At 72.3% G+C, this 14316-nt stretch carries 17 protein-coding genes; 7 read left to right on the forward strand and 10 right to left on the reverse strand.

What is annotated here, in order from left to right; all coding sequences use genetic code 11:
- Positions 1-1037 (reverse strand): IS256 family transposase (locus A6V29_RS16845; protein ID WP_137161374.1); only part of this gene is annotated, 1037 nt, incomplete at its 3' end.
- A 337-nt stretch (positions 1038-1374) separates the two neighbouring features.
- Between A6V29_RS16845 and A6V29_RS16850 the strand changes: the two genes are divergently transcribed.
- Positions 1375-1710 carry a plasmid mobilization protein gene (locus A6V29_RS16850; RefSeq protein WP_502700109.1) on the forward strand — a complete coding sequence of 112 codons (336 nt, stop codon included), beginning with the start codon at positions 1375-1377 and terminating at the stop codon, positions 1708-1710.
- Positions 1711-1794: 84 nt separating this feature from the next.
- On the opposite strand, the gene A6V29_RS16855 is transcribed toward A6V29_RS16850, so the two are convergent.
- From A6V29_RS16855 to A6V29_RS16870, 4 genes are all read right to left on the reverse strand, one after another.
- Positions 1795-2295 (reverse strand): glutathione peroxidase, encoded by a 501-nt coding sequence (locus A6V29_RS16855; RefSeq protein ID WP_137161376.1) that lies wholly within the window; start codon positions 2293-2295, stop codon positions 1795-1797.
- Between the two features lie 28 nt (positions 2296-2323).
- Entirely contained in the window at positions 2324-2719 is a 396-nt protein-coding gene (locus tag A6V29_RS16860) for a DUF2237 family protein (protein WP_137161377.1), read from the reverse strand.
- A gap of 65 nt (positions 2720-2784) precedes the next feature.
- Complete coding sequence (locus A6V29_RS16865) at positions 2785-3285, reverse strand: HAAS signaling domain-containing protein (RefSeq protein WP_137161378.1); 501 nt, start codon at positions 3283-3285, stop codon at positions 2785-2787.
- Complete coding sequence (locus A6V29_RS16870) at positions 3282-3626, reverse strand: PadR family transcriptional regulator (RefSeq protein ID WP_137161379.1); 345 nt, start codon at positions 3624-3626, stop codon at positions 3282-3284. The genes A6V29_RS16865 and A6V29_RS16870 overlap by 4 nt, the downstream gene beginning before the upstream one ends.
- A gap of 91 nt (positions 3627-3717) precedes the next feature.
- Here A6V29_RS16870 and A6V29_RS16875 point away from each other — a divergent pair, with 91 nt between their 5' ends.
- Entirely contained in the window at positions 3718-5676 is a 1959-nt protein-coding gene (locus tag A6V29_RS16875) for an acetoacetate--CoA ligase (RefSeq protein WP_249933305.1), read from the forward strand.
- Positions 5677-5823: 147 nt separating this feature from the next.
- Positions 5824-7083 (forward strand): acyl-CoA dehydrogenase family protein, encoded by a 1260-nt coding sequence (locus A6V29_RS16880; protein ID WP_137161380.1) that lies wholly within the window; start codon positions 5824-5826, stop codon positions 7081-7083.
- Between the two features lie 10 nt (positions 7084-7093).
- On the opposite strand, the gene A6V29_RS16885 is transcribed toward A6V29_RS16880, so the two are convergent.
- From A6V29_RS16885 to A6V29_RS16900, 4 genes are all read right to left on the reverse strand, one after another.
- Positions 7094-7612, reverse strand: a complete 519-nt coding sequence (locus A6V29_RS16885; protein WP_212719514.1) for a cupin domain-containing protein — start codon at positions 7610-7612, stop codon at positions 7094-7096.
- 77 nt (positions 7613-7689) lie between these two features.
- Positions 7690-8931, reverse strand: a complete 1242-nt coding sequence (locus A6V29_RS16890; protein WP_137161382.1) for an MFS transporter — start codon at positions 8929-8931, stop codon at positions 7690-7692.
- A gap of 30 nt (positions 8932-8961) precedes the next feature.
- A complete protein-coding gene (locus A6V29_RS16895; protein WP_170977924.1) occupies positions 8962-10665 on the reverse strand; it encodes a glycoside hydrolase family 13 protein in 1704 nt (567 codons plus the stop codon).
- A 15-nt stretch (positions 10666-10680) separates the two neighbouring features.
- On the reverse strand, positions 10681-11067 hold the full coding sequence (locus A6V29_RS16900; protein ID WP_137161384.1) for a VOC family protein: 387 nt from the start codon (positions 11065-11067) through the stop codon (positions 10681-10683).
- 116 nt (positions 11068-11183) lie between these two features.
- Between A6V29_RS16900 and A6V29_RS16905 the strand changes: the two genes are divergently transcribed.
- Positions 11184-11561, forward strand: coding sequence for an FKBP-type peptidyl-prolyl cis-trans isomerase (locus A6V29_RS16905; RefSeq protein WP_137161385.1), 378 nt, complete (start codon positions 11184-11186; stop codon positions 11559-11561).
- Between the two features lie 130 nt (positions 11562-11691).
- Positions 11692-12384 (forward strand): DsbA family oxidoreductase, encoded by a 693-nt coding sequence (locus A6V29_RS16910; RefSeq protein ID WP_137161386.1) that lies wholly within the window; start codon positions 11692-11694, stop codon positions 12382-12384.
- Here the strand turns inward: A6V29_RS16910 and A6V29_RS16915 are convergent.
- Entirely contained in the window at positions 12381-13343 is a 963-nt protein-coding gene (locus A6V29_RS16915; RefSeq protein ID WP_137161387.1) for an NAD(P)H-dependent flavin oxidoreductase, read from the reverse strand. The genes A6V29_RS16910 and A6V29_RS16915 overlap by 4 nt on opposite strands.
- A gap of 94 nt (positions 13344-13437) precedes the next feature.
- Between A6V29_RS16915 and A6V29_RS16920 the strand changes: the two genes are divergently transcribed.
- A complete protein-coding gene (locus A6V29_RS16920; protein ID WP_137161388.1) occupies positions 13438-13767 on the forward strand; it encodes an ArsR/SmtB family transcription factor in 330 nt (109 codons plus the stop codon).
- Positions 13764-14267: an SRPBCC family protein gene (locus A6V29_RS16925; protein ID WP_137161389.1), complete on the forward strand. Its 504-nt coding sequence runs from the start codon at positions 13764-13766 to the stop codon at positions 14265-14267. The genes A6V29_RS16920 and A6V29_RS16925 overlap by 4 nt, the downstream gene beginning before the upstream one ends.
- Positions 14268-14316 lie beyond the last annotated feature (49 nt).

The raw sequence follows: 14316 nt of genomic DNA on the forward strand, positions 1-14316 counted from the left end.
TCGGCGCGGCTCAAGATAACGGAGGGGTTGTTCGACCAGATCTGGCGCCAGATCTCCTTGGGGAACGCGGTGAACGCCAGCACGTCGACCCGCGCCTGCTCGAGGTGCTCGGCCACCCGCGGCAGCTTGTCGGCCAGCGCGTCGAGCACCCGGTCGAACTGGGCGTGCACCGAGGCGGCGTCGGGCTGGTCGTAGACCGAGTGCAGCAGCGCCCGCACCCACGGCCAGGACGCCTTGGGAGTCGCCGCCATCAGGTTCGCCGCGTAGTGGGTGCGACACCTCTGCCACGAGGCGCCGGGCAGGGTCGCGCCGATCGCGGTCACCAGGCCGGCGTGCGCATCGGAGGTCACCAGGGCGACTCCGGCGAGGCCGCGGGCGGTCAAGTCACGGAAGAACGCCAGCCAGCCGGCGCCGTCCTCAGCGCTGGTGACCTGCAGGCCGAGGATCTCCCGGTGCCCGTCGGCGTTGACCCCGGTGGCCACTAGGGCGTGCACGTTGACCACCCGCCCGCCCTCACGGACCTTCAGGACGAGGGCGTCGGCGGCCACGAAGGTGTAAGGGCCGGCATCGAGCGGCCGGTGGCGGAAGTCGGCCACCTGGGCGTCGAGGTCCTTGGCCATCTCCGAGACCTGGGACTTCGAGAGCCGGGTGATGCCCAGGGACTCGACGAGCTTCTCCATCCGCCGGGTGCTCACGCCGAGCAGGTAGCAGGTGGCGACCACGGTGGTCAGTGCCCGCTCCGCCCGCCGGCGGCGCTCGAGCAGCCAGTCCGGGAAGTAGGACCCCGAGCGCAGCTTGGGAATCGCCACGTCCAGGGTGCCGGCGCGGGTGTCGAAGTCCCGGTGCCGGTAGCCGTTGCGGGTGTTGGTGCGCTCGGCGCTGCGCTCGCCGTAGCCGGCGCCGCAGACCGCGTCGGCCTCGGCCGACATCAGCGTGTTGATGAACGTGGTCAGCATCTGGCGCAGCAGGTCAGGGCTCGCCTGGGCCAGCTGCTCGTGCAGGAAGTGGGCAGGGTCGATACTGCTCGGAGCGGTCATCGCGTCGTACTCCTGAAGGACTGTGAGAGGTCATCCAGAAGATCACGCGGTGGCCGCCTTTACGTGGAGGGCCCCGCTGGTCACCGGGGCCGTCGCACACCACCTTGGTGGACGCCACTCACTGCCCGACAGGATTGGGTCAACGTCGACGTGTGGGTGCCGAACAAGAAGGGGCGTACCGGGACCTGGTTGATGGTGGGGAGGACGGACGGCGGGCGCCCGCTCGTCGCGGCGATCCTGGTGGATGCGGAACGCTCGATGATCTGTCCGATCACAGCTCGGACGTGTACACCACAGGAAGTCAAGCGATGGTTGACGTGAGGAGGTTCCAGTGAAGATGAACCCAGATGAGGTGTTGACCTCGCTCGAAGATGCCAGCGAGTGGGGTGATCCGGAGCCCGCTCGTCCGCGCAAGTCGGAGAAGCGTCAGCGCGGCATCGTCGTCAGTGTTCGGCTGTCGCCCGAAGAGTTCGAACTGGTCGAGAAGCACGCCAGCAGTTTGGGCATGCCTCTTGGCACGTTCATGCGCCAGCAGGCGCTCGCCTGCATGACGCCTGCTGTGGCGACGACTTGGATGTCGTCGGTTACTTGGTCTCGGCCGGCGGGAGCCGCAGGAAGCTGGCACACGACGGTCCCAGGGCTGGAGCAGTCCCTGCAGTCGACCAACTACTAGTCGGTGCTTGCTCGGGCATTCATGGAACGGGCCGCCGAAAGGCGGCCCGTCCGCTCGCCCGGTTCCGCCTGAAGGCCTGGGCGTCTAGCGGCCTTCGGCTCGCAGCAGGGCTTCGATGGCCGAGCGTACTTCCGGGGCGTCCGGCTGTACCTGCGGGCGGAAGCGGGCGACGACGTCGCCACTGCCCGACAGGACCCACTTCTCGAAGTTCCACGAGACGTCCCCGGCCTTGCCGTCGGCATCGGGCACGGCGGTCAGGCTCCGGAACAGCGGGTGCGCACCCTCGCCGTTGACCTCCACCTTCTCGGTCATCGGGAAGGTGACGCCGTAGGTGGCCGAGCAGAACTCGGCGATCTCCTCGGCCGTGCCCGGCTCCTGGCCCATGAACTGGTTGCACGGGACGCCGACGACGGTGAAGCCCCGGTGCGAGAACTCCTCGTGCAGCGCCTCGAGCTGGGCGTACTGGGGTGTCAGGCCGCACTTGCTGGCCACGTTGACCACGAGTGCCGGCCCGCCGCCGGTCAGCTCGCGCAGCGTCGTCGCGTCGCCCTGGAGGGTGGTCACCGGCACGTCGAGGAGGGTCATGGTCGCCGCAGCACCCGCGCGCCGGTGTTCATTCCAGCGTGCTGGCGTCGTCCGGCACGTCAACGGCGTGCTGGCGCAGGGCCCGGAGCGGGACGACCTCCAGGGCTCGCTCGTTGGTGGCCGCCAGCACCACGCCGGCCGCGGCCCCGGCCTGATAGGCATGGAGCCAGCGGACGGCCACGACACACCAGCGGTCGCCGGGCCGCAGACCGGGGAACCCGTACTCGGGCCGCGGGGTGGTCAGGTCGTTGCCGAGCGCGCGTTGCAAGGCGAGGAACTCGGTCGAGACGACGGCGCACACGGTGTGCGACCCCAGGTCCTCGGGCCCGGTGCTGCAGCAGCCGTCCCGGTAGAAGCCGGTGACCGGGTCGGTCCCGCACGGCTCCAGCGGACCGCCGAGCACGTTCCGTTCGTCGTGGGGCACGGCGGCTCCTGATCTCCGGTGGGCGCGACGTCCAGGATGGCAGCCCCGGCGGGGCGCCCGCCCGATCAGGATGACGCGAGGATGACCGCCGCGCCGAGCACGACCGGCAGCGCGAGCGACGCGGTCATCGCCCACGGCGCCCACCGCGGGAGCGGCGCCAGGTCCCGGCCGGTGCGCGGGTCGCGGGCGATCGACGCCGAGCGGCGCAGGTGCAGGACGAGCGGGACGGCGATCGCGACCCCGACGGCGAGCAGGGCCCACGCGGGCACGGGGCCGACCGTCTCGCCGCTGAGCAGGCCCAGCAGTCCGCCGGCGAGACCCCAGCCGCCGAGCAGGGCGGCGACGCCGACGAGGACGTCGGCCCGGCTCCACGGCACTCGGTCCCGCCCGGTGAAGCCGGCGGCGTACTCCTCCGGCGTCCCGAAGGCCTCCGTGGGGTCCTCGCCGCTGTCCGCGACGTGGCTCTCCACCTCCGCGACGATCTCGCCGATCCGGTCGCCCGACACGTCTCGCAGCCGCAGGGCCAGGATCAGCTCGCTCCGGTAGGTCGTGAGGTCCGAGCTCATCGGGCGTCCTCCAGTGACGGGAGCAGGGCGATGGCGCGCTCGGTGAACTCCCGCCAGGCGGCGGTGCGGCCGGGCAGTTCCGCCCGGCCTGCGGCGGTCACCGCGAAGAACTTCCGCCCCGGGCCGCCGGCTCCCTCCCGCCAGGACGAGCGCAGCAACCCCTCCTGCTCCAGGCGGTTGAGCATCGGGTAGAGCGTGCCGCCCTTCACCGTGCCCAGCCCGGCCGCGCGCAGCCGCTGGGCGATCGCGTAGCCGTAGGTCTCTTCCTCGGCCACGACGGCGAGCACGCACAGCGGCAAGGCGGCACGGAGCCACTCCGAGGGCCAGGCGCTGTCGGGCACGACAAGAAGGTAGCGCAAACTAGTCAACGACACAAACTAGTTGCCGTGAGCGGCGTGGCGCCGGCCCCGGCCGGGGTGCCATCGTGCGGGCGTGAACGATGTCCTGTGGCAGCCGTCTCCGGAGAGCATGCGCGACACCCGGATCGCCGCCTTCGCCGCGTGGGTGGCCGAGCGGCGCGGGCTCTCGTTCGGTGACCCCGTCGACTACGACGCCCTCTGGCTCTGGTCGGTCGAGCACCTGGACCAGTTCTGGGGTGACCTGGCGCGCTGGACCGGCGTCCTCGACGTCCCGGACGAGAAGGTGCTGACCCGCCCGGAGATGCCCGGCGCCCGGTGGTTCCCCGGGACGACTGTCAACTACGCGGAACAGGCGCTCCGGCACCGGCCGGACCTCCCCGCGTTGATCGTGGTCGGCGAGGACGGCGAGCCGCAGGAGATCTCCTGGACGACCCTGCGCCGGCAGGTCGGAGCGTTCGCCGCCACCCTGCGCAGGCTCGGCGTGCAGCGGGGAGACCGCGTCGCCGCCTACCTGCCCAACGTCCCCGAGGCGATCGTGGCCTTCCTCGGTGCCGCGGCGGTCGGCGCGGTGTGGTCCGCGTGCGCCCCCGACTTCGGCACCCGCGCCGTGCTGGACCGCTTCGCGCAGATCGAGCCCACCGTGCTGGTCGCCGTCGACGGGTACCGGTTCGCGGGCAAGGAGTTCGACCGCCGCGACGTCGTCACCGAGCTGCGGGCGGGCCTGCCCACGGTGCGGACGACGATCTCCGTGCCGCGGCTGCACCCGGACGAGACCCCCGACAACGCGCTGGCCTGGGCGGACGTCGTCGCCGACGAGCAGGAGCCCGCGTTCGAGCCGGTGCCCTTCGACCACCCGCTGTGGATCCTCTACTCCTCGGGCACGACCGGGCTGCCCAAGGGGATCGTGCACGGGCACGGCGGCATCTTGCTCGAGCAGCTCAAGTGGGGGGTGCTGCACTTCGACCTCGGACCCGGCGACCGCTTCTTCTGGTACACCTCCACCGCCTGGATGATGTGGAACGTCGTCGTCTCGGCGTTGCTGTCCGGGGCCACGGCCGTGCTCTACGACGGCGCTCCGAACCACCCCTCGCTCGACGCGCAGTTCGCGCTGGCCGGGCGCTTGGGGTTCACGCACCTCGGCACGAGCGCGGGCTACCTGACGGCGTGCACGAAGGCCGGCATCCGGCCCGGCGACGTCCACGACCTCTCGGCGCTGCGCGTCGTGGGCTCGACCGGCTCGCCGCTGCCCACGGCCGCGTTCCGGTGGGTGTACGACGCCGTGAAGGCCGATGTGGTGCTCAGCTCGGCGTCCGGTGGCACCGACGTCTGCACCGCCTTCATCGGCAGCTCCCCGCTGCTGCCGGTCACCGCGGGAGAGCTGCAGCGCCCGCTGCTCGGCGTCGCCGCCGCCGCGTGGGACGAGGCGGGGCAGCCGGTGACCGGGGAGCTGGGCGAGATGGTGATCACCGAGCCGATGCCCTCGATGCCGCTGTGCTTCTGGAACGACCCCGACGGCGAGCGCTACCGCTCGACGTACTTCGAGCCGTGGCCGGGCGTGTGGCGGCACGGCGACTGGCTGGAGATCACCTCGCGCGGGACCTGCGTGATCACCGGCCGCTCGGACTCCACGCTCAACCGCGGCGGCGTGCGGATGGGGACCGCCGACATCTACGCGGCGGTGGAGTCGGTGCCGGAGGTGCTCGACTGCGTCGTCCTCGGGGTGGAGCAGCCCGACGGCGGCTACTGGATGCCGCTGTTCGTGCAGCTCGCGCCGGGTGAGGAGCTGACCGAGGAGCTGGCCGGCCGGATCCGTGCGCTGATCCGGGAGCAGGCCTCGCCGCGGCACGTGCCCGACGAGATCATCGCCGTCCCGGGGGTGCCGCACACCCGCACCGGCAAGCGCCTGGAGGTCCCGCTCAAGCGGCTGTTCCAGGGTGCCGACCCGGACAAGGCGGTCAACCGCGGCACGGTCGACGACGCCTCGCTCATCGAGCACTACATCGCCCTCGCCCGCGCCCGCTCCACCCCCTGACCTGCTTTACCGCGGTAAAGCAGCCTGCTTTTCCGCGGAAAAGCGGGTGAGGGTGGTCACGCGGGCGGATGACGGCGGCGTGCGGGGGAAGTGATCAGCGGCCAAGGTGAACGTGATCATCCGCCAGCATCGAGTGGAGAGCCGTCGATGACGTCGAGCGAGACCGAGACCCTGCTGCCGCCGCCCCCGGCACTCCTGCCGCCGTGGCACACGCCCGAGCGCGAGGAACTCCAGCTCCAGGCCCGCCGGTTCGCGATGGACGAGGTGCTCCCGGTCGCCAACGAGCTCGATCCGCAGAAGGGCACGATCCCGGCGTCGCTGCTGGCCCGGCTGGCCGAGCTCGGCTACTTCGGCATCACCGTCCCGGCCGAGCAGGGCGGGATGGGTCTCGGCGTCTTCGAGTACTGCATGGTCAGCGAGGAGCTGGCCCGGGCCTGGATGTCGACGGCGAGCATCCTGGCCCGCTCCCAAGGCCTCGGGACGGCGGTCCCCGACGCCGACCGCCGCGACGAGCTGCAGCGGCGCAGTGCCCGCGGCGAGTGGATCGGGGCGATCGCGCTGTCCGAGCCTGACGCCGGCTCCGACCTCGCCGGCGTCTCCACCCGCGCCGTCCTCGACGGCCACGAGTGGGTGGTGACCGGGCGCAAGCGCTGGTGCGGGAACGCCGAGGCAGCCGACTTCATCCAGGTGCTGGTGCGCGAGCGCGACCCGGAGGAGGGCGAGTCCCGTTCCGCGGGGCTGATCAACCTGCTGCTGGAGAAGGAGCGGGGCGAGTTCCCCGAGGGGCTCACCGGCTCCCCGATCGACAAGATCGGCTACCACGGCTTCCTGACCTGGGACCTCACCTTCGACGGCGTGCGCATCCCCCAGGACAACGTCATCGACGAGGCGCGCGCCGCCAGCGAGGACAGCGACGAGCAGGGCGATGCCGCCACGCAGGCCGGGTTCGCCGAGGCGCAGAAGTTCCTCAACACCGCGCGCGTGCACACCGCCGCCCGCGCCGTCGGCCTGGCCCGCGCCGCGCTGGAGGACTCGATCCTCTACCTGCAGGAGCGCGAGCAGTTCGGCCACCCGATCGGCGACTTCCAGGCGCTGCGGTTCGCCGTCGCCGAGATGGCCGCGCAGATCGAGCAGTCCCGAGCCTTCTACCGGCAGGTCGCGCACCTCATCGACCTGGGCATCCGCTGCGAGAAGGAGGCCTCGATGGTCAAGCTCGAGGCGACCGAGATGTCGGTGCGGGTGACCAACCAGGCCATGCAGCTGCACGGCGGCAACGGCTACACCACCGAGCGCCAGGTCGAGCGGCACTGGCGCGACGCCCGGCTGACCACGATCTTCGAAGGCACCAGCGAGATCCAGAAGCGGATCATCAGCGACCGCCTGCTGCCCCGCAGCCCGCTCACCTGACCCGGCGGGCTCACCAGGTGGGCGTGCTCAGCCCGTACCGGTGGAGGACGTCGGCCTGCCACTCCGGCTCGCCGAACTCGAGGCCGTACGCCTCGGCGACCGCCAGGAACGCCTCGGGGTCGGTCGTGCCCGCCTCGGTGAGGTCGGCGACGTCGCGGAAGAAGCCCTCGAAGCCCGCCGGGCTGATGATCTCGATCATCCGGGCGGGCGTGGAGCCGGCGTTCCACATCGCGTGCATCTCGCCGCGCGGCTTGGTGATGTAGCCGCCGGGCCCGAGGACGACCTCGCGGTCGCCGGACCGGAAGCCGATCTCGCCGTCGAGGACGATCGAGTACTCGTCCTCGCGGGTGTGCAGGTGGGCGGAGACGTAGGCGCCGACCGCGAACGGGTGCTCGACGACCGACACCGCGCCGCCGGTGTCGTGCCCCCACAGCTTGAAGGCGACGCCGACGCCGTCGCCGAGGTCGGCGAGCCGGCCCTCGCCCGGTTGGACGACGGTCAGCGGGGGTGGTTGCACGTCGTCGGCCAAGGGTCCTCCCGGGATCGGCGGCACAGGTCCGGCCATGCTGGCCGAGACGGGCCGACCCGTACAGCCGTTCCCGCGCCTCAGGCCGCGGCGAGGGCCTCCTCGTCGGCGTGCGCGATGTGGGTCAGTTGCTGCCAGATGAGCACCAGGATGACCGCGGAGCCGACGAACGCGAACCAGAACGGCCCGGTGATGCCCCAGACCTTCGCGATTCCCCCGCCCAGGGCCTGGCCGGCGACGATCCCGCCGAAGACGCCGACCATGTACAGGCTGCCGACCCGCCCCTGCAGCTCCATCGGCACCGCCCGCATGCGCACCGTGCGCGACGTCGTCCCCCACACGAACGCGTGGGCCCCGAACACGAACATGATCACCATCGCCACCCAGGGCACGGTGGTGAGCGCGAAGCCGAGGTGGGTGAAGGTCTCGATGATCAGCCCGACCCGCATGAGGTTCGCCAGGCTGACGTGCCGCTCCAGCCAGTCGTACGTCGCCGTCCCCAGCAGTCCGCCGACGGCGCTGACGGTGGTGAGCAGCCCGAAGCCGACCGGGCCCATGTCGAGGGTGTCGGTGGCGTAGAGGACCAGCACCGACCACGCGGCGCCGTACGTGACGTTGAACGTGAAGATCGTGATGGTGAGGGTGCGGACGGCGGCGTTCCCCCACGTCCACTGCCAGCCCTCGGCCACGTCGCGGCGCACGTGGCTCGGCGTCTCGGGCCGGGGGAGCGCCGGCACCGCCATGCGGGAGAGCAGCACGACCCCGAGCGCCAGGCACAGCGCCTGCACCAGGAACGGCCAGGCCGCGCCGGCGGCGAAGAGGAAGGCGCCGACGGCGGGACCGGCGAGGTTGTTCATCGTCAGGAAGCCGGCCTGGATGCGCGCGTTGCCGACGCCGAGGTCGGCCTTGGCCACGACCATCGGCAGCAGGGTGCCGGTGGTGATGTCGGCGAAGACCTCCGCTGTGCCCAGGAGGAACATCGCGGCCAGCACGACCCAGACGTTCACCGTGCCCGTGACCAGGGCGAGCACGAGGACGACGAGGACGACCGTGCGGACCAGGTTCACCGCCATCACCAGCGCCCGGCGATCGATCCGGTCGGCGACCACGCCCGCGTAGAGCCCGAACAGCAGCCAGGGGAGGCGCTGCAGGAGGGCGGCGAGCGCGACGAGCAGCGGGTCGGAGGTCTGCGAGGCCACCAGCAGCGGGCCCGCGGCCAGCGCGATGCCGTCGCCGAGATTCGTCGCCCAGGCCGAGCCGACCAGCCACCGGAACGGCGTCCCCATCCGGGCGGGGAAGACCGCCTCCGTCACGCGCCGCACGACGGAGCAGCCTAGGTCAGCGGAACTGCCTCACAGCCGGAGGACGCGGGCCTCCCAGGGGCGCAGCTCGGCGGGCGTGCCCGGGAGGTTCCCCAGCACCAGCTCAGCCCCGGCCGCCCCGGGGAGCAGCGACGTCAGGTCGTACGTCGTCCGCGAGAGGTTGCAGACGACGAGCAGCGTCTCGGCGTCCAGCGAACGGGTGAACGCGTACACCTCGTCGTGCTCGGGCAGCAGCATCGCGAAGTCGCCCAGGGCCACGACCGGCAGGTCGTGCCGCAGCGCGATCAGCCGCCGGTAGTGGGCGAGCACGGAGGTGGCGTCGTCCCGCTGCGCGGCGGCGTTCCACTCGACGTGGTCGGGGTTGACCGCCAGCCACGGCGTCCCGGTGGTGAACCCGGCGGACGGCGAGGCGTCCCACTGCACCGGGGTCCGGGCGTTGTCCCGGCTCATCCGGCGCAGCGCGGACAGCACGGCGGCGGCGTCGGCGCCCGTGGAGACCGCGTGCACGTAGTGGTTGAGCGACTCGACGTCGGCGAACTCGTCGAGCGAGGTGAACGGGAAGTTCGCCATCCCGATTTCCTGGCCCTGGTAGACGTACGGCGTCCCCCGGTGCAGGTGCAGCAGCGTGGCCAGGCAGGTGGCCGAGTCGCGCCGGAACCCGGAGGAGTCGTCGCCGAACCGGGAGACGGCGCGCGGCTGGTCGTGGTTGTCCCAGTAGAGGGAGTTCCAGCCGACGTCGGCCAGCCCGGCCTGCCAGCGGCCGAGGGAGGTCTTCAGGTCGCGCATCCGCAGCGGCCGGACGTCCCACTTGGACCGCCCGCGGTCCAGCGAGACGTGCTCGAACTGGAACACCATGTCCACCTCGGCCCGCGCCGGATCGGTGAACCGCCGCGCCTGCTCGACCGTCACGCCCGGCATCTCGCCGACGGTGAGCAGCGGCTCAGGCCGGCCGGCGAAGACCTCGCGGTGCATCTCCTGCAGGAACTCGTGGATCCGCGGCCCGTAGAGGTAGGACCCCGTCCCGTCACCGAACGCCGTCCCGGGGATGGGCGGTCCGTCGTGCAGGTGACCGTCGGGCGCGACGTCCTTGCTGATCATGTTGATGACATCCATGCGGAAGCCGTCGACCCCGCGGTCGAGCCACCACCGCATCATCGCGTACACCGCCTCCCGGACCTCCGGGTTCTCCCAGTTCAGGTCGGGCTGCTTGCGGTCGAACAGGTGCAGGTAGTACTCGCCGCTGGCCTCGTCGAGCTCCCAGGTCGAGCCGGAGAAGAACGACTGCCAGTTGGTCGGCTCCGCGCCCGGGTCGCCGGCGGCCATGCCGGGCCGCGGCGGGCGCCACCAGTACCAGTCCCGTTTCGGCGAGTCCGGCGACGACCGTGATTCGACGAACCACGGGTGCTCGTCGCTGGTGTGGTTGACCACGAGGTCCATCAGCAGCTTCATGCCGCGCGCGTGCAGCGCCGCGATGAGCTCGTCGAGCTGCTCGAGCGTGCCGAACATCGGGTCGATCGCCTGGTAGTCGCTGATGTCGTAGCCGTTGTCGGCCTGCGGCGAGGCGTAGATCGGCGAGAGCCACAGGACGTCGACGCCCAGGTCGGCGAGGTGGTCCAGCCGCTGGAGGACGCCGCCGAGGTCACCGATGCCGTCGCCGTCGGAGTCCTGGAACGAGCGCGGGTAGACCTGGTAGACGACGGCCCGTGTCCACCACGGTGCATCGCGCTCGGACACGATCGGCCCCCTCGATCAGGACGGCGGCGAGTGGTGCACCGCCTCGACGTTGTTGCCGTCGGGATCCCGGAAGAAGACCCCGTAGTACCCGGGGTGGTACTCCGGCCAGACCCGCGGCTCGTGCAGGATCTCCGTGCCCGTCGCCCGGGCAGCGGCGAACACCTCGTCGACAGCCTCGCGGGAGGGCGCGCGCAGCGCCAGGTGGACCGGACGGTGGCCGGTGTCCTCCATCGGGCTGACCCACAGCTGCGGGTGCCCGTCGGGGCCGCACAGGCCGATGACCGGCCCGTGCGGGGTGTGGTAGCGCATGGCCTCGCGCAGGCCGCAGGCGGCGAACACCTGCTGGTAGAAGGCGGCGGCCGCCTCGCTGTCGGCCGTCTGCAGACCCAGGTGGTCGATCATGCCGGGAAGGTAGCGACCCCCACCGACCGTCTCGACCCTTCCGAGCGCGCCGAGCCGTCGAGCCGCTGCTTGGATGGGTGCGGCGTCGGGAGAGCCTCGGCGCGGGAGGGAGCACCATGGCCGAGCTGACCCGTCCGGACGTCGAGCCACCGACCGGACCGGCCCCCGACGACCTCGTGATCGAGGACCTCGTCGTCGGCGACGGGCCGGAGGCCACGGCCGGTGACCTGGTCAGCGCGCACTACGTCGGCGTGACCCACGACGGTGGCGAGCAGTTCGACGCGTCCTGGGACCGGGGCGACCCGCTGGAGTTCCGCGTCGGCGTGGGCATGGTCATCCAGGGCTGGGACGAGGGCATCGTCGGCATGAAGGTCGGCGGCCGCCGCCGGCTGACCATCCCGGCGCACAAGGCATACGGCGAGCGCGGCGCAGGCGGCGTCATCAAGCCCGGCGCCACCCTGGTCTTCGTCGTCGACCTCGTGGGCGTCCGGTAGGAACTCGCCGCCTTGCCGGCGTTCTCCGGACGTTGCGGGTGCGATCGTGCCGGCAGCGTGCGGAACTCACCGGCACGGTGGGGCGGTGACCTGCCGGAATGGTTGAGCCGTCAACGTCGTTGGGCCGGGCATGAAGGTCGAAGTCTGGTCCGACGTCGTGTGTCCGTGGTGCTACATCGGCAAGCGCCGGCTGGAGACCGCCCTGGAGCGGTTCCCGCACCGTGACCAGGTCGAGGTCGTCTGGCGCTCCTTCCAGCTCGACCCGTCGGTCCCCGAGGGGGCGACGCACCCCACGCTGCCGGCCCTGGCGGCCAAGTACGGCGTCGACGTGGAGCAGATGCGCGAGAACATGCGCGGCATCGAGGAGACCGCGGCCGGCGAGGGGCTGGAGTACGACCTGGCCGGGACGATCAGCGGCAACACCCTCCAGGCGCACGAGCTGCTGCACCTCGCCGCCGAGCACGGCAAGCGCAACGAGCTCAAGGAGCGGCTGCTGCACGCCTACTTCGAGGAGGGCCGCTCGGTCTTCGACGTCGACTCGCTCGTCCCGTTCGCCGTCGAGGTCGGGCTGGACGAGGCCGAGGTCCGCGAGGCGCTCGCCGACCGTCGGTACCTCTCCGCCGTGCGCGAGGACGGCGCGACCGCCCAGGCGCTCGGCGCGACCGGCGTGCCTTTCTTCGTCGTCGACCGCAAGTACGGCGCCGCCGGCGCCCAGCCCGCCGAGCTGCTGCTGCAGATCCTCGAGCGCGCCTGGGCCGAGGCCAACCCGCTGGTCACCGTCCCCGCCGCCGAGGGCTGCGAGGACGGCACCTGCGCGGTCTAAGCGAGGAGTCGGGGAACTGCGCGCAGCGCCTTCCCGGCGTCGGCGTCCAGCTCCCTGACGACGTCGGTGGCCGAGCGCTCCGTCGTCACCAGGCCGACCGCCTCGCCCGCGTAGAGCGGTGCGTGCGCGGGATCCCCGCTGCGCCGGCCCTCCACCACGAGCTGGCGCGCGGCCGGGTCGTCGACGAGCTCCTCCTCGCGCCCGTGCCAGACGCGCGAGAAGTCGTTGACCAGCGCCCGGCCCGGCCAGCGCTCGGGCCAGGCGATGCCCTCGGCGACGTCGAAGGCGCGGGTCAGCACCGTCTCGTCACCGGTGGCTGCGCGCACGCGCGCACGTGCCGTGGCGGCGTTCAGCCCCTCGCTGCAGGAGAGCAGCGCCGTCCCGACCCAGACGCCGGCCGCCCCCGCCACGAGCGCGGCGGCCATGCCCGCGCCGTTGGCGATCCCGCCGGCGGCGAGCACCGGCCGATCGGTGAGCGCCAGCACCTCCTGCAGCAGCGGCAGCATCGCCCGCTGACCGGTGTGCCCACCAGCCTCGGTGCCCTGCGCGACGAGCACGTCGACGCCCGCGTCGATCGCCCGCCGGGCGTCGGCGACGGTGTTCACCTGCGAGACGACGGCGATCCCGGCGTCGTGCAGCGGGCCGACGTAGGGCGCCGGGTCCCCGAACGACATCGACACCAGGCTGGGGCGGGCGGCCATCGTCGCCGCGAACAGCTCGGGTGCGCCGGCGAGCGTCCAGATCATCAGGCCGACGCCGAAGGGTCGCCCGCCCTCGGCGGCGATCGTGGCCTGCTCGGTGACGAACTCGGGGGTGTGCCGGCCGCTGACGCCGATCATGCCGAGGCCCCCGGCCGCGGAGACGGCGCGGGCCAGCGCACCGCCGGAGACACCGGCCATCGGTGCGCCGACGATCGGCGTCGTCAGGTCGAACCGGCGGGTGAGCGCAGTCGTGATCATCCGCCCATGATGGCGCGGGACCGATCCGTCACACCGTCGAGTCCCGCGCGAGATCCGCTGGCCCGATGCGTAACTCGTGTGTTACACATCGGTCGTGGACGCGCTCGCCGCCCTCGCTGACCCGGTGCGCCGGGAGCTGGTCGCCCTCCTCGCGCAGGGGGAGGTGCCGGCCGGCGAGCTGGCGCAGCGGTTCCCCGTGAGCCGCCCGGCGGTCAGCCGGCACCTGCGGGTGCTCCGCGAGGCCGGACTGGTCAGGTCCCGCACCGACGGGCGGCGGCGGCTCTACGCGCTGGACCCACGCCCCCTGCGGGAGATGGACGAGTGGCTGGAGCCCTACCGCGACCTGTGGGCCCAGCGGCTGGACGCACTGGACACCGAGATCGCCCGCGGCAGGCGGGCGCGGAAGAGCGGAGACCCGGCATGACCCAGGACGCAGGGAGCCGGCGCGGCGTCGTCACGCGTCTGGACGACGGGCGGCAGCGGCTGGAGTTCCGCCGCTCGTGGCCCGATCCGATCGAGGACGTGTGGGCGGCGCTCACCGAACCTGACCGGCTGGCCCGGTGGATCGGCACCTACGAGGGCGAGCGGGCCGTCGGGGCGCTCGGCACCTTCACGATGACGCTCGAGGACGAGCCCGTCGGGGAGCCCATGCGCATCGTGGCGTGCGATCCGCCGCGGCGGCTCGTCGTCGAGTGGGAGCAGCAGGACACCGACGCCTGGCGGGTGGATCTCGACCTCTCCACCGAGGGCGGCCGGACGGTGCTCCGCTTCGTCCAGGTCTTCGGCGCCGACGCCGACGTCACCGACTTTGCGATGGGGTGGCACTGGTACCTGGACAAGCTCGACGAGACGTTGGGGGGACCCGCCGCCCCGGAGGGTTGGGACGCGTTCCTGGCCGCGGAGGGCCCTGGCTACGGGCGCTGAGCCGCGCGGAACGGGTCCGGCCGCTCGACCGGTGAGGTCACCGGGGCTC

It is taken from the genome of Blastococcus sp. CCUG 61487, assembly GCF_005222955.1.
GTDB lineage: Bacteria > Actinomycetota > Actinomycetes > Mycobacteriales > Geodermatophilaceae > Blastococcus.

Coding starts and splice junctions, on each gene's coding strand:
- A6V29_RS16880 (WP_137161380.1), top strand. CDS start 5,824: ATGACGTCGAGCGAGACCGAGACCCTGCTGCCGCCGCCCCCGGCACTC.
- A6V29_RS16865 (WP_137161378.1), bottom strand. CDS start 3,285: ATGAGCTCGGACCTCACGACCTACCGGAGCGAGCTGATCCTGGCCCTG.
- A6V29_RS16905 (WP_137161385.1), top strand. CDS start 11,184: ATGGCCGAGCTGACCCGTCCGGACGTCGAGCCACCGACCGGACCGGCC.
- A6V29_RS16850 (WP_502700109.1), top strand. CDS start 1,375: ATGAACCCAGATGAGGTGTTGACCTCGCTCGAAGATGCCAGCGAGTGG.
- A6V29_RS16900 (WP_137161384.1), bottom strand. CDS start 11,067: ATGATCGACCACCTGGGTCTGCAGACGGCCGACAGCGAGGCGGCCGCC.
- A6V29_RS16910 (WP_137161386.1), top strand. CDS start 11,692: ATGAAGGTCGAAGTCTGGTCCGACGTCGTGTGTCCGTGGTGCTACATC.
- A6V29_RS16915 (WP_137161387.1), bottom strand. CDS start 13,343: ATGATCACGACTGCGCTCACCCGCCGGTTCGACCTGACGACGCCGATC.
- A6V29_RS16855 (WP_137161376.1), bottom strand. CDS start 2,295: ATGACCCTCCTCGACGTGCCGGTGACCACCCTCCAGGGCGACGCGACG.
- A6V29_RS16925 (WP_137161389.1), top strand. CDS start 13,764: ATGACCCAGGACGCAGGGAGCCGGCGCGGCGTCGTCACGCGTCTGGAC.